This is a genomic window from Rhizobium sp. G21, assembly GCF_014158035.1.
Classification (GTDB): domain Bacteria; phylum Pseudomonadota; class Alphaproteobacteria; order Rhizobiales; family Rhizobiaceae; genus Rhizobium_E.
In genome coordinates this window covers 247,384-267,667 of sequence record NZ_JACFXW010000001.1, presented here as the reverse complement: position 1 = coordinate 267,667, position 20,284 = coordinate 247,384, and the positions used below count along the sequence as shown (strand labels likewise).

The following is a 20,284-nucleotide window of genomic DNA, read 5'->3' as shown; positions in this document are numbered from 1 at the left end:
CCGCCCATCATGCCTGTCAGTTTAGACCTGCATGATTTCCTTTTCCTTGTCCTGAAGCAAGCGGTCGATTTCCGAAATGGTGTCGTCGGTCATCTTCTGGACCTTCTCGGAATTGGACCGGCTGTCGTCCTGTCCCATGTCGCCGTCCTTTTCGGCCTTTTTAAGGGCGTCCATGCCGTCGCGACGAACGTGGCGGGCCGCAACCTTGGCCTTTTCGGCGTAATCATGCGCGACCTTGACGAGCGACTTGCGGCGCTCTTCGTTGAGCTCCGGAAGCGGGATGCGCATGTTCTGGCCTTCGATGATCGGGTTGAGGCCGAGATTCGATTCGCGGATCGCGACTTCCACGGCCTTGACCATCGATTTGTCCCAGATCGACACCGCCAGCATGCGCGGCTCCGGCACGGTGATGTTGGCGACCTGGTTCAGCGGCATGCGCGAACCATAGGCTTCCACCTGCACGGGATCGAGAATATTGGCCGAGGCGCGACCGGTGCGCAGCGAGGCGATATCGCTCTTGAACGCCGCCACGGCGCCTTCCATCCGGCGCTTCAACTCCTTGAGATCGAATTTCAAGCTCATAACCAGCTCCCGTTTTCACAAATTCGGCCCGCCGCCCCCGGCGAGCAGCCATCCAGTTGATTTTAAGCGTCCTTGACGATCGTGCGGCGTCCGCCGCCGGTCAGGATGCGCGAGAATTCACCATCTTCGTGAATCGAGAAGACGATGATCGGAATGTGGTTCTCCCGCGCCAGCGCGACGGCGGCGACATCCATGACCGCCAGGCCTTTTTCGAGCACTTCGGAATGGGTCAACTCGTCGAAACGCGTGGCGTGCGGATCCTTCTTGGGATCGGCGGAATAGATGCCGTCGACCTGCGTGCCCTTGAAGATCGCCTCCGCGCCCATCTCGGCGGCGCGCAACGCCGCGGCCGAATCGGTGGTGAAGAAGGGATTGCCGGTGCCGCCGGCGAAGATCACCACGCGGCCGAGCGACAGGTGATAGAGCGTGGCGCGCTGCGAGAAGCTCTCGCAGATCTCCGGCATGGCGATGGCCGAGAGCACGACCGTGTCGATGTCGAGCTTGCGCAGCGAGGTGGCGAGCGCCAGCGCGTTGATGACGGTGGCCAGCATGCCCATGTGATCGCCGGTGACGCGATCGCCGCCCTTGGAGGCCACGGCGACGCCGCGAAAGATATTGCCGCCGCCCACAACGACGCCGACCTCGACGCCGAGCTTGCGGGCCTCGAAAATGTCATTGGCGATGCGGTCCGCGACCGCCACGTCGATGCCGAAGCCCTGGCTTCCCATCAGCGCTTCGCCTGAGGCTTTCAAAAGCACCCGTTTGTAGATTGGAGTGGACGTCATATCGTCTCCCGAACATCTGGTTTTTCACGCGACTGGCCGGCATCGCTCTTCGAAAGCGGGGACCGCCGCGGGCGGGACCTAGGCGCGGCCCCGCGTCGACGACTCCGATCGGAATCATCCTGTGGCCTTGCCCGATACACGAAGGGCATCGCGTTGTCACGCAATGCCCTTCGGTTTCGTTTCGACCTTTTGAATAAAGGTTCGCTAAGTCTTACTTCTTGGCGACGGCGGCGACTTCGGCCGCGAAGTCGGTCTCTTCCTTCTCGACGCCTTCGCCGAGCAGGAGGCGGACCATGCCGGTCACTTCGATTTCGGCGCCGGCGAGCTTTTCAGCGTCCTTGACGGCCTGGCCGACGGTGATGTCCGGGTTGATCACGAAAGCCTGCGACAGCAGCGCGACTTCTTCGAAGAACTTGCGCATGCGGCCGTCGACCATCTTTTCGATGATGGCGTCCGGCTTGCCGGATTCGCGGGCCTGCTCGATGAACACGTTGCGTTCGCGCTCGGCGACGGCGGCGTCCACTTCTTCGGCGCGGATGGCGAGCGGGTTGGTGGCGGCGATATGCATCGCGACCTGACGACCGATCGAGTTCAGAACTTCCTTGTCGCCGACAGACTTCAGCGCCACGAGAACGCCGAGCTTGCCGATGCCGTCACCGGCCGCGTTGTGGATATAGGTGGCGACCACGCCGTCTTCGACCTGCAGGAGAGCCGAACGACGCAGCGTCATGTTTTCGCCGATGGTGGCGATCGCGTCCTTGATCGAATCTTCGACCGACTTGCCGGTGGCGGGATAGGTCGCCTTGGAGACGGCTTCGACAGTGCCGTCCGTGGTCAGCGCCACGGCTGCGACGCCGCGGACCAGTTCCTGGAACGCTTCGTTGCGGGCGACGAAATCGGTTTCGGAGTTCAGCTCGACGGCCACCGCCTTCGCGCCGTTGGAGGCGATGCCGATCAGGCCTTCCGCAGCGGTGCGGCCGGACTTCTTGTCGGCCTTGGCGATGCCCTTGGCGCGCAGCCAGTCGATGGCGGCTTCCATGTCGCCGCCGGTTTCGGCGAGGGCCTTTTTGCAATCCATCATGCCCGCGCCGCTCTTTTCGCGCAGGGTCTTGACCATTTCAGCCGTAATAGCAGTCATTTCAAACCTCTTTCATGTCGGCGAGCCGCGCCGTGCTTCCAGATGAATTCAGCGGGCCGCGCTTTGCGGACGGAGTTTAGCCAGACGCGTGACACGCATGTGACAGGCCCTGTCGAGCTCGGTCATGGTCGTCGAACGCAGTCCTGGATATCAGAAAGGCAAAGGCCTCGGGCGGGGACCGCCGGGACCTTTGCCCTGAAGTCTCTGGGCAGGCCTGAGCCTGCCCATGTCGATATTAGGCGTCGGCCAGAGCCGGCTCGGCGATCGGCTCGGCGACGGCGCCGAGGTCCTGACCGGAAGCGGCGTGCTGACGGGACAGGCCGTCGAGAGCCGCGCGGGCGAACAGGTCGCAATACAGAGCGATGGCGCGCGAGGCGTCGTCGTTGCCGGGGATCGGATAGTCGATCAGGTCCGGATCGCAATTGGAGTCGATGATGGCGACGACCGGGATGCCCAGGCGCTTGGCTTCATCGATGGCGATCTTTTCCTTGTTGGTGTCGATCACGACCATCAGATCCGGCGTGCCGCCCATGTTGCGGATGCCGCCGAGAGCCTTTTCGAGCTTCTCGCGTTCGCGCTCGAGGTTCAGGCGTTCCTTCTTGGAATAGCCCGAGCCGTTGGAGGCGAGGATTTCGTCGACCTTGCGCAGGCGCTGGATCGAGTTGGAAATGGTCTTCCAGTTGGTCATCATGCCGCCGAGCCAGCGGGAGTTGACATAATACTGGGCCGAACGCTTGGCGGCGTCGGCGATCATGTCGGACGCCTGGCGCTTGGTGCCGACGAACAGCACGCGGCCGCCGTTGGCGGCGGTGTCGCTGATGACCTTCAGCGCCTGATGCAGCATCGGCACGGACTGGGCGAGATCGATGATGTGGATGCCGCCGCGATCGCCGAAGATGTACTTCTTCATCTTCGGGTTCCAGCGATGGGTCTGGTGACCAAAATGAACGCCTGCTTCCAGCAGCTGGCGCATGGAATAATCGGGCAATGCCATGCCTCTGACTCCTTTTCCGGTTGAACCTCCGTGAAGCTTGAAGCAGGTTGCCCCGCCACCGGGTGGACCGGACCGGATTTCTCCCGGACAGGCCCGACTTCACGTGTGGAATGGGCGCGCCTTAAACCGAAACGCCCGCGAATGCAAGCGACGACGCCGAGATTTCGACGTTCGGCGCTCGAAACACCGTCTATTTGCTCTTGCAGCCCTCGCCCGGCAGCATGTCCAGCTTCACCAGGCTGCCCTTCAGCACGAAGTCGCCATAGTCCATGGTCAGGTCTCGGGAAACGCCGTTGGGGAAAAGCTTGAAGGACATGCGGTAGTTCGGCAGCGCATCCGTCATCTTGCCGTCCTCGAAATAGGCGATGGTGACCGGCCATGCCTTCTCGTCCTTGAGCGCCCCGATCGCCTTGAGGTCCTTGGCGTCGGTGTCGGTGGCCACAGGCGCGCCGACAACCGTGGAGGTCACCAGCGTCTTGTCGCCGTCATCGGACCCGTCGAAGATCCGCGCTTCGTAGAAGTGCTGGCCCTTTGCCGCGATGTTCAGAACGTCCAGCGTATGCTGGGTGGGGAAGCGGGCATTGGCGAGATCGACCTGTTTCTCTTCCGGCGAGGTGATGTCCACCGCGATGCCCTCCGGTTTGCGCTCGGCGAAGCCGTTCACTTCCTTCTCGAGCCGGTCCTCGTTGTAGGTGCGCGATTCGAACTCGAATCGACCGGATTTCGGATCCTCGAAGGTCGAGCTCTGCTGGTCGGTGGTCTTCTTCTCGCCGCCCGATTCGAGCTGGGTCACGAAGCGGAAATTCACCCGCCAGCCTTCGCAGGCCGAACCGGTGAATTCATACACCATGCGGCCGAACATGTTGGAAATGCCGGATCTTTCCGACGCCTCCGCGAGTTCGAGATTATAGACGGCGCGATGCGGCACGAGGCCGGCCGGCGTCTGCGCCAGCGCCGGCGTCAGGCTGGAGGCCGACAGAACCGAGAGGATCGCCGCTGAAAATACACGCCGCGAAATCATGCAAATCTCCTGTTGCGCCGCATCCGATTGCGATTAAGTAAGAGCCGTCAGCTTCACAGGAAATAGACGATCCGACCGGATCGGCAAACAAAAATCATTTGAAAGGCGAGGACGACCATGGCGAACGCGATCGACGCGAAACTCGAAGAACTCGGCGTGACCCTGCCGCAGGCGGCGGCCCCGGCGGCCAATTACGTGCCCTTCGTCCAGAGCGGCGACCAGCTGTTCATCTCGGGTCAGCTGCCGCTCGTTGACGGCAAGCTCTCCCATACCGGCCAGCTCGGCGCCGGCGTCATGGTCTCCGAGGCCCAGGAGGCGGCGAAGAACTGCGCCGTCAACATTCTGGCCCAGGCCAAGGCCGCACTCGGCGGCGATCTGAGCCGGATCACCCGCGTCGTGCGTATAACCTGCATGGTCTCTTCCGCGCCCGATTTCTATGAACATCATCTGGTCGCCAACGGCGCGTCGAATTTCCTCGCCGACGTCCTGGGCGACGCCGGCAAGCATGCCCGCGCCGCCTATGGCGTGGCGGCGCTGCCGCTCAATGCGGCGGTGGAAATCGACGCCATCCTGGAAGTGAGATAATGGCCGACGCCTCGTTCATCATTCGCCGCCCCATCGCTCATCGTGGACTGCATGACGGCAACAAGGCGGTGTGGGAAAACACGCTGTCGGCATTCGAGGCGGCGATCGCGGGCGGCTACGCCATCGAATGCGACCTGCAATACGCTTCCGACGCCGAGCCCGTCGTCTTTCACGACGACGACATGGAACGGCTCTGCAACATCAAGGGCGATGTGCGCGAAAAGACCTCCGGCGAGCTCGGCCTGATCTCGATCGGCGGCACCAGGGACAAGGTGCCGTCGCTCAAGGCGCTTCTGCGATTGGTCAAGGGCCGCGCGCCGCTGGTGCTGGAGCTCAAGGGCCGCCGGGGCGACGACGAAGGCTTCGCCTCCGCCGTGCTCGAAACGCTCGAAGGCTATCAGGGCGAGGTCGCGCTGATGAGCTTCGACGTGTGGCTGCTCGAGGAATTGAAGGCGCTCGAAAGCCCCTACCCCGTCGGCCTCACCGCCGAGGGCGTAAAGGACAGTGATTTCGCCCTTCACCGCAAGGCGATGGCCTACGGCCTCGACTTCATTTCCTACAATGTCATGCATCTGCCGAACGCTTTCGTCAGCGAACAGAAACAGCGCGGCGTGCCGGTGATCTCCTGGACGGTGCGGACGCCTGAACTCAAGGCGCATTCGGACGCTCATGTCGACCAGATCACTTTCGAAGGCTTTTCGCCGGAAACGCAGGCGGCATGAAGACCCGGCTGGTTCAGAGTTTTGGGGACATCGACCCGGAAGCCTGGGGGCCAGCTCACCGGCGCCCGCCGCGGCGGGCCCGACTACAATCCCTTCGCCTCCTACGCTTTTCTCTCGGCAGTCGAAGAGTCGGGATCGGCGGTGGCGAAAACCGGCTGGATGGGCCGGCATCTGCTGCTGGAGGACGAGGGCCGGCTGGTCGGCGCCGTCGCCGGCTATCTCAAGAGCCATAGCCAGGGCGAATATGTCTTCGACCATGGCTGGGCGCAGGCCTTCGAACGCGCCGGCGGCCGTTATTATCCCAAACTCCAGATCGCCGCACCCTTCACACCCGCCACGGGCCCGCGGCTGTTGACGGCCGACGGCGAAGATCGGCCCGCCTTGATGCGACGCCTCGCCGCCGCCATCCAGGAAGAGACGGACGAACTCGGCTTGTCCTCCGCGCATGCGACCTTCCTGCCGGAGGAGGAGTGGCGGCTTCTGGAGGCGCAAGGCTTCCTGCACCGCACCGATCAGCAGTTCCATTTCCAAAATGCCGGCTACGCGAACCACGACCAGTTTCTCGAAACGCTCGCCTCGCGCAAGCGCAAGGCGCTGAAGAAAGAACGGCGCGCTGCGCTGGAGAACGGCATTTCCATCGACTGGCTCACCGGCAAGGATCTGACCGAAGACATTTGGGACCAGTTCTACGACTTCTACATGGACACCGGCAGCCGCAAATGGGGCCGCCCTTACCTCACTCGCAGCTTCTATTCGCTGATCGGCGAGCGCATGGCCGACGACATCCTGCTGGTGATGGCCAAACGCGAAGGCCGCTATGTGGCGGGCGCCATCAACTTCATCGGGTCCGACGCGCTGTATGGCCGCCACTGGGGCTGTATCGAGGATCATCCCTTCCTGCATTTCGAGGTCTGCTATCATCAGGCCATCGATTTCGCGCTCGATCGAGGCTTGAAGCGGGTGGAAGCCGGCGCGCAAGGCGAGCATAAACTGGCGCGCGGTTATCTGCCGGTCACCACCCATTCGGCGCATTATATCGCCCATCCCGGCCTGAGGCGGGCGGTCGACGACTATCTTCGCCAGGAGCGCGCCGAGGTCGAGGCGATCGGCTCTTATTTGACGGAACACAGCCCGTTCCGAAAAAGCGGCGCCGAAGAAGAGTGAATTGCCGCCTTCAGCGGCTTGAAAACAAATCGTTTCGGGCGCAAATTTCTCTCTACAGACTGAGGAGAACGCGCATGCCCGGAACCATTCCCTACGATCCCGAAAACATTTTCTCGAAGATCCTCAAGGGTCAGATTCCGTGCCACGCCATCTATGAGGACGAGCACACGCTGGCTTTCATGGACATCATGCCCCAGGCCGAAGGCCATGCGCTGGTCATCCCGAAAACGCCGTCGCGCAATCTGCTCGACGCCGACCCGACCACCTTCATGTGGCTGATGCCGACGGTGCAGAAGATCGCCCGCGCCGCCAAGAAGGCGTTTCACGCCGACGGCGTCAAGATCGTCCAATACAACGAGGAAGCCGCAGGCCAGACCGTGTTCCACCTGCATTTCCACATCATCCCGATCAAGGACGGCGTGGCGTTGAAGCCGCATGGCGGCAAGATGGAAGACGGCGGCAAGCTCGCCCACAATGCCGAGATGATCCGGGAAGCGCTGAAATTCATTTCATGAAAACACCATGATTGAATGCGAGCCGGATGACGGGGGCGGAAAGGAACTGTCATGAAGGCCGCATTCATCGTGATGAGCATTCTGGGCTGCGACGATTCCGGCGTCCACTGCACGCCGGTCGCGTCGGTGTCGCAGGAATGGCAAAGCATCGCCGCCTGCGACGCGGCGTCGGAAAGCGTCCTCAAACGGTATCAGAACGTCAAGAAGCCCATGGTCGCGGCCATCTGCCAGACGGCGGATACGGGCGACGACATCGAGCCGTCCTCCGACATCTCGGAAAGTACGGTCTCGCAGCCGCCGGCGCCGCCGCCCGCCCACAAGGACGATCACGAGGGGCTGATGACGCGGGCCAAGGCGCTGTTCGGCCGTGCCGTGCCGAGCCGTGCGGCGCTGCAGAAATCGGTGGAAGCGCCGGTGCATTTCGTCGGCGACACCTATTCCTGGGTCGCGCGGAAGATCTCACCGTAACGCCGAAAGCATCGGCAATTCCCACACTGTGCTTTGGATGCTCAAGCTGCCTCGACCGCGAGGAATGACGCGTAAGCGCGAGCCGACTGGCGCTGTTCGACGAAATGCAGCCGTTCGACCATGTCGATGAGCTGGCTCGACAATTCTCCGATCGCCTTGCGGCTGCGGAATCGATCCACAAGCCTCAGGGCGATCGCGCCGAAACCCTGGGCATGAGGATCGAGCGCCTGACGGCGCCATTCCAGCGTGGCTTCGACGAACACTTCGGACATTTCCCGAGCGAGGCCCGCCGCCTCGTAGAGAGCGCGGATCGCGTGCCAGCGCCCATCGGCGAGAATGGAGCGGACGCGTTTTTCCTGCAGGCTCGAGAGATGCGAGATCGCGGCGGCGAAGAAATCGATCTTGCCGAGGCAGAGCGCCTGCATGAGGAAGGCGGGCGTCAGGAATTCCTGTTCCGCCAGATGGTCGATCAGGCTGTCCATGTCGGCGACGTCGGCTGCGCCGGCCAGCGCGACCGTCGCCTCTTCGCAGGCTTCGCGCAGCAGCCGCTCGGAGCGGCGCGCGCCGAGAATATTGCGCACCAGATCGCTGTCGCCGAGCGCCTCCGACAGGCTGAGCGCCAGTCGATGGCGGGCGTCGAGCGGCAGTTCCTCGCGCTCCAGCAGCATCTCGCGCAGGATGGCGCTGCCGGCATGCCGTTCGGCGATGCGCCGCAGGCTGTGGCGCGTGACGATCGCGCCGGGATTGGCGAGCATGATCTCGATCTCCGCCTCGTCGCCGATCTCGGCGATCGCCGCGCAGACCGGTTGCGTCAAGACATAGCGCGAGGCGATCAAAGCGCGGGTGACGCCATCGCCGCGGGCGGCGAGGTCGACGAGATCGATATCGGACAGGATCGGCGACCGGCCGATCACTTCGGCGGCGATTTCCGGCTGGTCCAGGCAGAGGGAGAGCACGAGGGCTCGCGGCGCCTGCTCCGCACCGCCCAGCGCCTGGGCGAGCGCCAGACGAACTTTCGGCGAGGAATCGTCGAGCAGCCAGGTCATGGCCAGGAGAGCCGCCTGACGCTCATGCGCGTCCATGACCGAGTGAAGATAGGCGCGGCCGAGCGCATTGGCCGCCTTGGCGCGTTCGGACGCTTTCGCCTTTTCCGCCCAACGGATAAACGTCTCTATGATCACGCCCGACTCCCAGACTCGCGCCCTGTACTGAATTGAGCCTATCCGGCAAAAGTTTAAGATTGGTTCACCATGTTTGGAGAGGGTCGGTTAACTCTATGAGACGAGCGGCGAAATGAACGAAGACTCCATTCCCGCGACGGCTCTGGCGACGCTTCGCTGGTTTCAGTCGGATCGGCCGCCATTGGCGTTGGCGCTCGTCAACGGCGAGTCGGACCGCCTCGCCTCCGACCTTCAATCGGCCCTTGGCGCGCGCAGCGACGGGCTTCTCATCCGATGCTGCACCGGCCTGGCGGGCCTCGAAAGAGCGGAGACGGCTTTGCGGGTCGCAGAAGCGCGGATGGGGATCGCCGACGGCGCCACGCCTGTCGTCGCCAGCATGGCCGACACCGCGCGCGCCGTGCTCGCGCTGCAGAAACCTCTGATCGCCTCGCCGCGCCTCGTCGGCTTCACCTGGGACCGCGCCGGCCTGCGAACCAGCCTCGGCTGCGCCGACCCTTCGCCGCTTCTCGACCAGGCGCGATTGCAATTGTTGTTCGCGGCGGCGGCGGCCGGAGTGCCGGCGTTGGAATGGCGCACAGGCGCGAGCGGCAATGCCGACGAAGCCCGCTCGCTCGGCTTTGCGGGGCATATCGGGTAAGCGTCAACCGACCTTGGGTCGGGCAAGCTCGAACAGCGGGCCGGCTTCGGCGTAATCCATATAGCCGAGCCGCGTCACCGGACGCGCCAGCGCCACGTCGAAACGGCCATTCTGGATGACGGAGTCGTCGATGCGTATGCCGACCACCTGGCCGAACACCATATGCGCATCCGCCTCCCTGCCGTCGAGACCGACGGGGCGGATGATTTGGGTGACGCGGCATTCGAGAACGGCTTTCGCCTCGGCCACATAGGGCGCATCGACCATCTCGCCCTCGGCGGCGGTCAGGCCGGCGAGGTCGAATTCGTCGACCCCGTAGGGTACGGCGGCGGAGGACGCGTTCATCGCCGCCATCAGGTCGGCGCTGACATAGTTGACGGTGAAGACGCCGGTCTCGAGGGCGTTGCGGGCCGAGTGCTTGTAGCCCGACGACGAGAACATCACGATCTTCGGCGTGTCGCAGACCGTGTTGAAGAAGGAGTAAGGGCCGAGATTGCGGCCGCCATCGGCGCCGCGCGTGCCGATCCAGCCGATCGGCCGCGGCGCGACGATCGCCTTGAACGGATCATGCGGCAGACCATGATCACGCGTATCGGCCCTGTAGAACATCCGTCTATTCCGCCCAGCTGACGATGTCGGACAGCTCCGGCCGCGGCCGGTCGACGACCGGGAAATCGGTCGAGCCGATATGGATGAATCCCGCCACCTTCTCACCCGGCTGAACGCCGAGGATCGGGAAGGCGCGCTCGTCGAAGGCCATCCATTCCGACAGCCAGTTCGAGACATAGCCATGCGCATTGGCCGCCATCAGCAGGTTGAGGCAGACGGCGCCGGCCGACATCACCTGTTCCCATTCCGGGATTTTCGCATGCGGCGCGGCGCGGGAGACGACGGCGATCACCACGGGAGCGCGGGTGAAGCGTGTCTCCTCGACCTTGACCATCTCTTCGGAGAGATCCGGCTGGTCGCCCTTGCGGATGGCGGAGAGTTCGAGCGAGATCCGCTCGCGAACCGGGCCGGAATAGACGATGAAGCGCCAGGGGGCGAGCTTGCCATGGTCGGGCACGCGGCTCGCCAGCGTCAACATGGCGTCGACCTCTTCCTTGGAGGGACCCGGCTCGCGCATCTGGAAAGCGGGAATGGAGCGGCGGGTGCGGAGATAATCGATCAGCGTGATATCGGTCTTCATATTGCCTCTATTCCGACGGAGATGTCGGACTTGAAATCCTGTCCAGCTTGCGGGAGAAGTGATCCGCCGCGAACGGAGAGTCAAGCTCGGAAATGAAGACCGCCATCATCGCCTCATTCGCGCCAGCGGCCCTCGCCCTCATGGTCGCCGGCCTCGCCGCGCCGGCCGCAGCGCAGGACACCGACCCTTTCACCGTCATCGAACCGAGCCGTCGGCCGGATGAAGCCAAGCCCGGCGCGGAGATGACGCCGCCGGCCGAAACACCGGCGATCAACGCGTTTTCGCCACTGTCCCCGAGCGGTGACGCGCTATTGTCCACCGGCAAGCCCGTGCATTTCGAGGCCCGACTGACCGAGGGCGGCAAGCCGATGAAATACGGCCTTTCCTGGCGGGTCTTCCGCCCCATCGCCGGTCCCGACGGCAAGCTGCCGCTGCTGGCCAGCGCAGAGGGCGGCTCGGCCGACCTCGAACTCGAGCCGGGCGAATATTTCGTGCATGTGGCCTTCGGCCGCGCCGGCGCCACCAAGAAGCTGGTCGTGCCCGCCAAAGGCGATGTCGCCGCGCAGACGCTGGTGCTCGACGCCGGCGGCGTGGTGCTGAACGCGGTGTCGGGCTCCGACAACCGCATTCCGGTCAGCGAATTGAAATTCAACATCTATGCGTCCGAGGTCCGCGAGGATGGCGAGCGCGGCTTGATCATGAGCGACGTCAAGCCCGGCGAGATCGTGCGGCTGAACGCCGGCACCTATCACATCGTCTCCAACTACGGCGACATCAACGCCACGATCCGCGCCGATATCCAGATCCGAGCCGGGCAATTGACCAAGGCGACGCTGCAGCACAAGGCGGCCAAGATCGCGCTCAAGCTGGTGTCGCAGGAGGGCGGCGAGGCGATCGCCGACACGGCCTGGTCGATCCTGTCGGGCTCGGGCGACTCGGTCAGCGAAAGCGTCGGCGCCTTTCCGGTGGTGATCCTGGCCGAAGGCAAATACACCGCCGTGGCGCGCCACAAGGACAAGATCTACCAGCGCGACTTCACCGTCGCGCCGGGCAAGAATCAGGATGTCGAAGTGCTGCTGGACGACGGCTGATCCGTCGGTCCAGTCTTACGCAGTTTTCACCGCGCGCGCGTCCAGCGAAAACACCGACTCGTAAATATATTGCAGGATCGCCTTGCGGTCGGGAATGCGCGACAGCTCGTCCCAGGGCACGATCTGGCCGATATTGGAATAGATCGTCTCGCCCGACAACTGGCAGAATTCGCGGATCAGCAGCGACAGGCGCAACGTCAGCGAAAAGCGGCTGACGAGATGGAACAGCCAGCCGTTCTGTCCCTCGAAATAGATCGGCAGCACGCTGGCCTTGGCCGACTGGATGAGCTTGGCCGGGAACATCTTCCACGGCAGATCCTCGGCCTGGCCGAACCCCTTGGGCGCGGTGGCGACGCCGCCGGCCGGGAAGATCACGATGGTGACGCCTTCCTTCAACAGCCGGAGCGCCTCGTTGCGGGTGGCCATGTTGATGGCCAGCGCTTCCTTGGTCTCTTCGAAAGACACCGGCAGCGCATAGGGCTTCATTTCCGGGATCTTCAACAGCTGGTCGTTGATCAGCACCTTGAAGGGACGGCCGAGCTGTTCGGCCAGCGCCAGCACGGCGATGCCGTCGGCGATGCCATAGGGATGGTTGGCGACCATGACCACCGGGCCTTCGGGCAGATCCTTCGGCGGCCAGTTGCCCTTGACCGAAAGGTCGATCTTGATCAGTTCGAGCATCCTGGAAAACACCCGATCGGACTTGCCCACCACTTCGGAGCGCCAGATCTTGTACATTTCGACATATCTGTCACGGCCGGAAAGGTTCTCGACGGTGCGGATCACCATGCGCTTGAGAAGCGGGTCGCTCTCATTGGCGTAAGACAGTTCTCTGAATTTCACGGGGGCGTTTCCAGTATTATCGTCGACAGTTCTTACACCCATAAGAACCTATGGTGACATAATGACGACAGGCGTGGATTTTGTCCACGCCTGTCGGAACTTTTGTCTCGCTTGCGCGTTTAAAGCGCCTTGCGACGCTTGAGATCCGGCGGCGTCGCCTCGTCGACGAGCGCGGCGATGGCTTCCTCCAGCGCCATCGGCGTCTGGTTCTGCGAGCCGAGCCGACGCATATTGACCGTCTGCTCCTCCGCTTCGCGCTTGCCGCAGACCAGAATCACCGGAACCTTGGTCACCGAGTGCTCACGGACCTTGTAGTTGATCTTCTCGTTGCGCAGATCCGCCTCGACCGACAGGCCGGCGTGACGCAGACGCTCCACGACCTTCATGGCGTAGTCGTCGGCCTCCGAGGTGATGGTGGCGACCACCACCTGCTGCGGCGCAAACCACAACGGCATATGGCCGGCCGGTAGTTTTCGATGAGAATGCCGAGGAAGCGCTCCATCGAACCGCAGATGGCGCGATGGATCATCACCGGCTGGGTCTTTTCCGAATTGCTGTCGATATAGAAGGCGCCGAAGCGTTCGGGCAGGTTGAAGTCGACCTGGGTCGTGCCGCACTGCCATTCGCGGCCGATGGCGTCCTTCAGGGTGTATTCGAACTTCGGACCATAGAAGGCGCCCTCGCCCGGCAGGATGCCGGTCTTGATGCGGCCGCCGGACTGTTCCTCGATGGTCTTGAGCACCTCCATCATGACGCTTTCGGCGCGATCCCACAGCGCATCCTCGCCGACGCGCTTGTCCGGGCGGGTGGAGAGCTTGACCACGATCTCGTCGAAGCCGAAATCCTGATAGACCGAGAGGATCAGGTCGTTGATGCGCAGGCATTCCGCCGCCATCTGCTCGTCGGTGCAGAAGACGTGGGCGTCGTCCTGGGTGAAGCCGCGCACGCGCATCAGCCCATGCAGCGCGCCCGAGGCTTCATAGCGATGCACCAGGCCGAATTCGGCCAGACGCACCGGCATGTCGCGATAGGACTTCAGGCCATGCTTGAAGATCTGGATATGGCCGGGGCAGTTCATCGGCTTGAGCGCGAAAACCTTCTGGTCGGCTTCCTCGTCGTCGGGATGGGTGAAGGCATGGGCGGATTTCACCGCGAACATGTTCTCCTGATACCAGCCCCAATGGCCGGATGTTTCCCAGAGCGACTTGTCGAGCACCTGCGGCGCGTTGACCTCCTGATAGGTTCCGGCCAGCCGGCGGCGCATATAGGCGGTCAGCGTTTGGAACATGCGCCAGCCCTTGCCATGCCAGAACACCACGCCCGGGCCTTCTTCCTGGAAATGGTAGAGATCCATTTCGCGGCCCAGCTTGCGGTGATCGCGCTTTTCGGCTTCGGCGAGCTTGTGCAGATAGGCGTCGAGCTCGGCCTGTTCGGCCCAGGCGGTGCCGTAGATGCGGGTCAGCATGGGATTGTTGCTGTCGCCGCGCCAATAGGCGCCGGCCACCTTCATCAGCTTGAAGGCCGTGCCGATCTGGCCGGTGGAAGCCATATGAGGCCCACGGCAGAGATCGAACCAGTCGCCCTGGTGGTAGATCTTGAGATCCTGTCCCTCGGGGATGGCGTCGACCAGCTCGACCTTGAACGTCTCGCCCTTATCGGCAAAGACCTGCTTGGCGCGGTCGCGCGACCACACTTCCTTGGTGAAGGCTTTGTTGCGGCCGATGATTTCCTTCATCTTCTTCTCGATGACCGGCAGGTCGTCGGGGGTGAAGGGCGCGTCGCGATAGAAATCGTAATAGAAGCCGTTTTCGATCACCGGGCCGATGGTGACCTGGGTGCCCGGCCAGAGTTCCTGCACGGCTTCGGCCATCACATGGGCCGCGTCATGGCGGATGAGCTCGAGGGCGGCGGGATCGGTGCGGGTGACGATCTCGATCCGGCCGTCGACGACGGGGTCGGAGAGATCGCGCAGCGCGCCGTCGATCTTGATGGCGACGGCCTTCTTGGCCAGCGATTTCGAAATGCTCTCGGCGACGTCGCGTCCGGTTGCGGAGGCGTCATAAGAGCGGACGGAGCCATCGGGGAAAGTCAGGGAAACGGACATATGCTTTTCCTTTATCCAGTCCCGCCAACGAATGCGGGTGGTGAGGCCGGAAGATCCGGCAGTTGACGCGCGCGGTATAGAGCGATTTGGGCGGTTTTGGAAGGGTGGGCGGCGGGCCTCCCGGCCGTTGATCGGGACCGGGCGCGCCAAAACCCCCGCCGCGTCTCATCGCCCGGAGTTAAGCCTCATTCTCTCGCTTCGCCCATGCGGGCTCGGCCGGGGCGCGAAGAACGCCTCGTTAAGTTAGTTTAGTATGACGCTCGTCGCGCCCCGCAGTCGGCGGTTTGTGCCTCGAACTTGACGCTCGTCGCCGCAGATCGAGCCTGCGGGTAATCCGCCTCTAAAGCGGGCCTTACTATGACGTCCCTTGCGAGACGCCACCCTGGGGGACGCTTTCACGCCCAGGTCCCCAGTCTTCGGGGGTCGTCGTTTCTCGAAGCCCCGGAGAAAGAGGGTTCACGTCGTCCCCCTTGCCCCAGCGCCGGCCCCACCTCGCCGCGACGCCTCGCGGTGTAGCCGATGATGGGACGAGACGAGGATAAGGGGTGTGGGATGGTGGGGGATGAGGCAGGGGAAGATTCTTTTGAAAATTTGGCGTGAAGGCGCGTCGAAAGAATCTATTATGAACTCGTCCAAAGCGCATCATCCGCGTTGATGGCGGCAACCGTCGTTCTTGCGCGTTCATAAGTGTGGGTTTCGCTTTCACTTCCGTAATGCTGACGTCCCCATCATGCCGATGGATGTAAAGCGGTGGAAAACGGCGATCGCGTCATTCCTCCGACTTGTTGATCGTCTGTTGGGCGGAGAGGAAGTTTCCGAACGCTTGCAGTGGTTCGAAATGGTCGCAGATGACCTTGATCACAACAAGAATGGGGACTGCGAGAAGAGCGCCGATGAAACCCCAGATCCAGGACCAGAATGAGATCGAGATGAACACCGCCACGGTGTTCAGCTCCAGCCGTCTGCCAAGCATCAGCGGGGTGACGAACTGTCCTTCGACGATGTTGCAGGTCAGCACGAAGGCGGGCGCAAGAAGACCGATCAGAATTCCATCGAACGTGGCCAGCGAGATGACGGCGACAACAATCACCGTCAGCAATGCGCCTATATAGGGGAGGAAGTTGAGGATGGCTGCGGCGACACCCCAAACGAGCGCGTTTGGAATTCCGATGAACCAAAGCCCGATGCCGATCGTGACGCCAAGAAGACCGTTGATGATCGTGATCGTGAACAGATAGCGCGAGATTTCCCGCTCGACATTGTAGACCACCCGCAGCGCCTTTTTCTTGTCGCTCAGCTTCGGCGCCGACTGTATGATCTTCTCGTAAAACAGGGTCCCTGATGCGAGAAGAAACAGGGACAGAACGAAGGTGATGGCAAGCGTGGTTCCAATAGACACCGCGTTGCCGGCGGCCCGCGACAGGATGCCGGGTTGAGCCACGACGACTTTTTGGACATTGGAGTCCGCGACCGCCTCTGTGGCGGAGTCGATCTGCGCGGTCGCCTTGATCGCCTTTTCGACCGTCATCTGAAGGCTATGAGCCTTGTCCTGCAGTTTCTGGCCGATGGCGGGCGCATCGGCGACCAGCGCCGATATCGGGCCGCTGGTCACATAAACGAGAGCCGAAATGAACAGCGCCGTCAGAATGATGAGCAGCGTCGCGGAAATCGCCGCGGGCACCGAGCGCTTGGACAGGAAGCGGACGATCGGGCTTAGCGTAAGGGCGAGGAGGAACGCCAACACAATCGGCGTGAGAAACTCCCGGCCGACATAGAGGCTATAGATGACCATCAGAAACAGGATGCATCCCACGTATTTCTGAAGTCTTGTCGATCCCGGCGAGGCGTCGGAAGCTGGAGGCGCCGGCGCCTGTGGATCTGTGGTCATGTTCGCGCACTCCGCGTTGGAAGCCTGTGAGCGGTGAACGCTCCGCCGCTTTATGCGACGAGGCCAGAATTCACCATAGCACTTGGACGTTTTCAAATTGAGGGCAGTCATCGCCGGCGTCGTCGGTTTCGCATGCGTCGCTTTCTGCTGGTCGAATATCCCGCTCAGAAGGACATGTGTCTTTTCGTTGCTTGGCGGCTCGGCCCATCAGCGCAACGACCCGCAGCAGGAAATCTCATCGTGTTCGAAGGCCTGACCGACGCCCTGGCGAGATTGACCGGCCAATTCATTCGCCTTGCCGACGACCTTATCTGCGGCGCCTCCCATCGTCGTCTCCCTGATGCGAAACCTGAGTGTCCCGTGGCGGAGTTAACGGCGGAAGCGAGTTCCAGTTCCGCTTATTGTCCTGGATTTCCGGCCAAGAGCAACAGCAAGGCCGCCGTCTCAGCAGGGCCCCAAGGCGCGGCGCGATAAATTCCGACGCCTCATTGTGCAGCGCAGCATTCGTCCCCATGTCTAATCCTCGCCCCATGGCCGGGCTTTGGAGAATGAAAATGTCCCCCGCAAACAGAGTAAGAGAACTCGTTGAACTGAAAAGATTCGGCACAAACCCGGGCGCTTTGAGGGGTTGGCTCTTTCTGCCCTCGGTCCTGGCTCCCAGGGCAGCACTCGTCGTGGTCCTGCATGGCTGCACCCAGACTGCGGCAGGCTACGACCTCGGTTCCGGATGGTCGCAGCTTGCCGAGGAGAAGGGCTTCGCGGTGCTGTTTCCAGAACAGCAGAGATCGAACAATGCGAATCTCTGCTTCAATTGGTTCGAGCCGGGCGACATCCGCAGAGATGTTGGCGAAGCCGCCTCCATCAAAGAGATGGTCGACCACGTCATGCAATCGCATGGACTGGACTCGGACCGCATTTACGTCACGGGCCTATCGGCAGGCGGGGCTATGGCCAATGTGATGCTTGCAGCCTATCGATCTCTTCGCGGGCGGCGCCATCATTGGCGGGCTGCCTTACGGGGTGTCCTCCGGCGTTGCCCAGGCTTTCGAGCGTATGCATGGCAGAAATCCGCCGAGCAGCAAGACGTTGCGGAAGGCGCTGGCGACCATATCGACGAGACCTCGGCGATTGCCGTCCGTCTCCATCTGGCACGGCACGCATGACCAGACCGTAAAATCTCTCAATGCCGAACAGATCGCCGATCAATGGCGCGGCGCTCACGAACTGCTGGGCTTGCCGAGCGAAGAGACGATCAATGGCCATCTGCGCCAGGCTTGGTCGGACCCGCATGGGCGGACGCTGGTCGAGCTCTATCTCGTCAAAGGCATGGCGCATGGCGTTCCCCTGGCATCGCCGGCCGACACTGCATTGGGTAAGGCGGGACCTTACATGCTGAGCGCCGGCATATCGTCTACGGCTCGAATCGCCATGTCCTGGGGGCTGGCCGATGCGAACGACGTATCCATGTATGAACAGTCCACCACCATCCGGAACGTCGACGCCGGGCACGACCGGATAGAATCCCTCGTGGCCAGGGCGCTCGACTTCGCGAAGAGCAAAGGCGGCCAGACTCGTGGCGACCGTTCGACGGAGCAGGGTGTCGGCAAGGTCATAAACGACGCCTTGCGTAAAGCCGGGCTATTGAAATGATGTCCGCGCCGATTTCCCGCCAAGTCCGCTCAGGGCCAAATGCCGACATCCATCCTGGTCCGGCGCGGCGCCGGGAGTGATCGGCCCTCCGCCGCTTTCCAAAACGTCTCCATGCAGTCGTCGGCGGCGACTTGGTCGATCAGTCAGGGCCCGCAGGTCGCGCATCGACCCTGCGCTTCGCATCAGCGTCGCCGGGCAGCGCAGGTCGTGTGCTGGAACTCACATCTCCCACCCATCCCCCATCCGGTCCAGATCCCGGTCCGGCGCCGCATAGGGGATGAATCCATCCTCCGCAGCCGCCGCTTGGAACGTCGCGACCCGTTTGTCGCCGGTGATGTAATCCGTAACATAGACGGGGATGTCGTGGGCGAGGAAGTCGCGCTTGAGGATGCGGATCGTGTCTTCGTCGGGGCGAAAACGGTTGTTTTCGTCCTTGTCGCCGCGGAAATAGAGGTCTTCGATGCCGATGCCGCCGATGGAGGCATAGTAGTCGGCGATCTCGTCGCGATAAGCCCGGCCTCCGTCCTTCAGCGCGTCGATGATCCAGGCGCCGTTCTGCGGGATGACGAAGAAATCGTCGTTTCTCTCGCGGGCGTGGTCGGTCATGTCCTTGATGAACTCGACCATGCGGTCGGCGGCGTGGGTGTCGTTTTCGGGTCGCCGGGCTGGCGGTCGGATTTCTTCACCTCCGAACCCCAGAAGTAATAGGCGTCGACGATGTCGAGATAGGCGGCGTCGAAGCCGGCCTTGACGATATTGTCGAGATCGCCGCTTCGCTTGTCGTTGAAGAGGATGTCCTGCCAATCCTCGTCCCAGTAGCGGACCTTGCGGCTTTCGGGCCAATCGGGATTGACGGGGCCGAGCCAGTCGGGGGCGTCGGCGGTGAGCCTGCCGGTCGCCTTGCCGGTGGTCGTCCAGTCCTCGTCCCAGTAATCTCGGAAATCGCTGGCCTCGCCGATGGAGATATAGGATGCGACGAGACGGCGGCCGTCCGGGCCGTCTTGCATGGCGGCGACATCCCTGCGGGAAAAGCGGGTCGCGTCGGTTCCGTCGCGGGTGGCGTCGATCACCAGCATGTCATGCGGCTGGCGGGCGAGCGCCTCCACCGACAGCGGCGCGTTGCGGCCCTGGAGCTGGTAACCCCAATTGTCGACCTCGATCCATCCGTCGCGGGTTTTGTAGCGGGGCATCGGCATCTCCTATCTGGAGGCAAACTAGCCGATTCCTGCAGGATATTCATAGGCCTTTCACACAAGGACGGGCGGGCGGCTGCGCCAGCCGCTCGCCCCTGTCAACTAAATTTTCGAAAGACCCGAAACTTTTTTTATAGGCTGAACGTTATCTGAACGAAGCATTCAGCGGCGCTTCAAGGCTGATCGGTTCTAATCAACGCCGATGAGAGGGAAAGTCCGGAACTCAGCCGGTGTTCCCCAGGAAACAGGCAAGACCCGCGAAATCGGCCATAAGAGTGGCCAGGCGGACAAACGGTCTGACGAAAGGATGAACGAGATGATGTACATGACCCTTACAGCAATGGCAGGCCTGATCACCGTAATGTTCGTCGCGACCGCCGTGTCGTCGATCGTCACCTCCATCCGCGAGAACGACGCCGCCCGCCGCGCCGCCCTTCGCCGCGCCGCCTTCTAAACAACCAACTGACCTCCTCCCCCAGCGCGGGTGCGTTCCCCTCCCCGCATCACCCGCGCTTTTCTTGACCGGACGGCCTC

The 20,284-nt window shown here is 62.6% G+C and carries 21 protein-coding genes and 2 pseudogenes; 10 read left to right on the top strand and 13 right to left on the bottom strand.

The window, feature by feature from the left end; genetic code table 11:
• Window positions 1-21: 21 nt before the first annotated feature.
• The 5 genes from frr to H2O14_RS01400 all read right to left on the bottom strand — a co-directional run bounded on the left by frr (window position 22) and on the right by H2O14_RS01400 (window position 4,520).
• Window positions 22-582 (bottom strand): ribosome recycling factor, encoded by a 561-nt coding sequence (frr, locus tag H2O14_RS01420; RefSeq protein WP_182826227.1) that lies wholly within the window; start codon window positions 580-582, stop codon window positions 22-24.
• A 62-nt stretch (window positions 583-644) separates the two neighbouring features.
• Window positions 645-1,367, bottom strand: coding sequence for a UMP kinase (gene pyrH, locus H2O14_RS01415; RefSeq protein ID WP_182826226.1), 723 nt, complete (start codon window positions 1,365-1,367; stop codon window positions 645-647).
• A 211-nt stretch (window positions 1,368-1,578) separates the two neighbouring features.
• On the bottom strand, window positions 1,579-2,505 hold the full coding sequence (gene tsf / locus H2O14_RS01410) for a translation elongation factor Ts (protein WP_182826225.1): 927 nt from the start codon (window positions 2,503-2,505) through the stop codon (window positions 1,579-1,581).
• Between the two features lie 235 nt (window positions 2,506-2,740).
• Complete coding sequence (rpsB, locus tag H2O14_RS01405; protein ID WP_182826224.1) at window positions 2,741-3,499, bottom strand: 30S ribosomal protein S2; 759 nt, start codon at window positions 3,497-3,499, stop codon at window positions 2,741-2,743.
• 190 nt (window positions 3,500-3,689) lie between these two features.
• Window positions 3,690-4,520, bottom strand: a complete 831-nt coding sequence (locus H2O14_RS01400; RefSeq protein WP_182826223.1) for a cell envelope integrity EipB family protein — start codon at window positions 4,518-4,520, stop codon at window positions 3,690-3,692.
• A gap of 117 nt (window positions 4,521-4,637) precedes the next feature.
• On the opposite strand from H2O14_RS01400, the gene H2O14_RS01395 reads away from it, so the two are divergent.
• The 5 genes and pseudogenes from H2O14_RS01395 (at window position 4,638) to H2O14_RS01375 (ending at window position 7,974) form a co-directional block, all read left to right on the top strand.
• Window positions 4,638-5,105 carry a RidA family protein gene (locus tag H2O14_RS01395; protein WP_182826222.1) on the top strand — a complete coding sequence of 156 codons (468 nt, stop codon included), beginning with the start codon at window positions 4,638-4,640 and terminating at the stop codon, window positions 5,103-5,105.
• The gene (locus H2O14_RS01390; RefSeq protein ID WP_182826221.1) at window positions 5,105-5,827 is read left to right on the top strand and encodes a glycerophosphodiester phosphodiesterase; all 723 of its coding nucleotides are present in this window, start codon (window positions 5,105-5,107) and stop codon (window positions 5,825-5,827) included. Before H2O14_RS01395 ends, H2O14_RS01390 begins: the two co-directional genes overlap by 1 nt.
• A pseudogene (locus H2O14_RS01385) lies at window positions 5,824-6,991 on the top strand (GNAT family N-acetyltransferase). The gene H2O14_RS01390 and the pseudogene H2O14_RS01385 overlap by 4 nt, the downstream one beginning before the upstream one ends.
• Before the next feature lie 74 nt (window positions 6,992-7,065).
• On the top strand, window positions 7,066-7,506 hold the full coding sequence (locus tag H2O14_RS01380; RefSeq protein WP_182826220.1) for an HIT family protein: 441 nt from the start codon (window positions 7,066-7,068) through the stop codon (window positions 7,504-7,506).
• Between the two features lie 51 nt (window positions 7,507-7,557).
• Window positions 7,558-7,974 (top strand): hypothetical protein, encoded by a 417-nt coding sequence (locus H2O14_RS01375; RefSeq protein ID WP_182826219.1) that lies wholly within the window; start codon window positions 7,558-7,560, stop codon window positions 7,972-7,974.
• Between the two features lie 41 nt (window positions 7,975-8,015).
• On the opposite strand, the gene H2O14_RS01370 is transcribed toward H2O14_RS01375, so the two are convergent.
• Complete coding sequence (locus tag H2O14_RS01370) at window positions 8,016-9,155, bottom strand: DUF2336 domain-containing protein (protein ID WP_182826218.1); 1,140 nt, start codon at window positions 9,153-9,155, stop codon at window positions 8,016-8,018.
• 112 nt (window positions 9,156-9,267) lie between these two features.
• Between H2O14_RS01370 and H2O14_RS01365 the strand changes: the two genes are divergently transcribed.
• The gene (locus H2O14_RS01365; RefSeq protein WP_182826217.1) at window positions 9,268-9,792 is read left to right on the top strand and encodes a hypothetical protein; all 525 of its coding nucleotides are present in this window, start codon (window positions 9,268-9,270) and stop codon (window positions 9,790-9,792) included.
• 3 nt (window positions 9,793-9,795) lie between these two features.
• Here H2O14_RS01365 and H2O14_RS01360 read toward each other — a convergent pair whose 3' ends face one another.
• Window positions 9,796-10,401 (bottom strand): flavin reductase family protein, encoded by a 606-nt coding sequence (locus H2O14_RS01360; protein ID WP_182826216.1) that lies wholly within the window; start codon window positions 10,399-10,401, stop codon window positions 9,796-9,798.
• A gap of 4 nt (window positions 10,402-10,405) precedes the next feature.
• Window positions 10,406-10,981 carry a nitroreductase gene (locus H2O14_RS01355; protein ID WP_182826215.1) on the bottom strand — a complete coding sequence of 192 codons (576 nt, stop codon included), beginning with the start codon at window positions 10,979-10,981 and terminating at the stop codon, window positions 10,406-10,408.
• Between the two features lie 92 nt (window positions 10,982-11,073).
• On the opposite strand from H2O14_RS01355, the gene H2O14_RS01350 reads away from it, so the two are divergent.
• On the top strand, window positions 11,074-12,072 hold the full coding sequence (locus H2O14_RS01350; protein ID WP_182826214.1) for a hypothetical protein: 999 nt from the start codon (window positions 11,074-11,076) through the stop codon (window positions 12,070-12,072).
• 15 nt (window positions 12,073-12,087) lie between these two features.
• Here the strand turns inward: H2O14_RS01350 and H2O14_RS01345 are convergent, their stop codons facing one another.
• The 3 genes and pseudogenes from H2O14_RS01345 to H2O14_RS01335 form a co-directional block, all read right to left on the bottom strand.
• Entirely contained in the window at window positions 12,088-12,915 is an 828-nt protein-coding gene (locus tag H2O14_RS01345; protein ID WP_182826213.1) for a lysophospholipid acyltransferase family protein, read from the bottom strand.
• Window positions 12,916-13,034: 119 nt separating this feature from the next.
• Window positions 13,035-15,019 (bottom strand): annotated as a pseudogene (thrS, locus tag H2O14_RS01340) (threonine--tRNA ligase).
• Between the two features lie 769 nt (window positions 15,020-15,788).
• A complete protein-coding gene (locus H2O14_RS01335) occupies window positions 15,789-16,907 on the bottom strand; it encodes an AI-2E family transporter (protein ID WP_182826212.1) in 1,119 nt (372 codons plus the stop codon).
• Between the two features lie 674 nt (window positions 16,908-17,581).
• On the opposite strand from H2O14_RS01335, the gene H2O14_RS29205 reads away from it, so the two are divergent.
• Window positions 17,582-18,070, top strand: a complete 489-nt coding sequence (locus tag H2O14_RS29205) for a PHB depolymerase family esterase (protein WP_409526893.1) — start codon at window positions 17,582-17,584, stop codon at window positions 18,068-18,070.
• Window positions 18,036-18,557 carry a hypothetical protein gene (locus H2O14_RS26990; RefSeq protein WP_409526892.1) on the top strand — a complete coding sequence of 174 codons (522 nt, stop codon included), beginning with the start codon at window positions 18,036-18,038 and terminating at the stop codon, window positions 18,555-18,557. The genes H2O14_RS29205 and H2O14_RS26990 overlap by 35 nt, the downstream gene beginning before the upstream one ends.
• Window positions 18,558-18,776: 219 nt before the next feature.
• Here the strand turns inward: H2O14_RS26990 and H2O14_RS01325 are convergent, their stop codons facing one another.
• Window positions 18,777-19,184 (bottom strand): hypothetical protein, encoded by a 408-nt coding sequence (locus tag H2O14_RS01325; RefSeq protein ID WP_182826211.1) that lies wholly within the window; start codon window positions 19,182-19,184, stop codon window positions 18,777-18,779.
• Window positions 19,160-19,747 carry an endo alpha-1,4 polygalactosaminidase gene (locus tag H2O14_RS01320; RefSeq protein ID WP_182826210.1) on the bottom strand — a complete coding sequence of 196 codons (588 nt, stop codon included), beginning with the start codon at window positions 19,745-19,747 and terminating at the stop codon, window positions 19,160-19,162. Before H2O14_RS01320 ends, H2O14_RS01325 begins: the two co-directional genes overlap by 25 nt.
• Window positions 19,748-20,075: 328 nt before the next feature.
• Between H2O14_RS01320 and H2O14_RS28350 the strand changes: the two genes are divergently transcribed.
• Entirely contained in the window at window positions 20,076-20,204 is a 129-nt protein-coding gene (locus H2O14_RS28350; RefSeq protein ID WP_263822301.1) for a hypothetical protein, read from the top strand.
• Window positions 20,205-20,284: the final 80 nt, after the last annotated feature.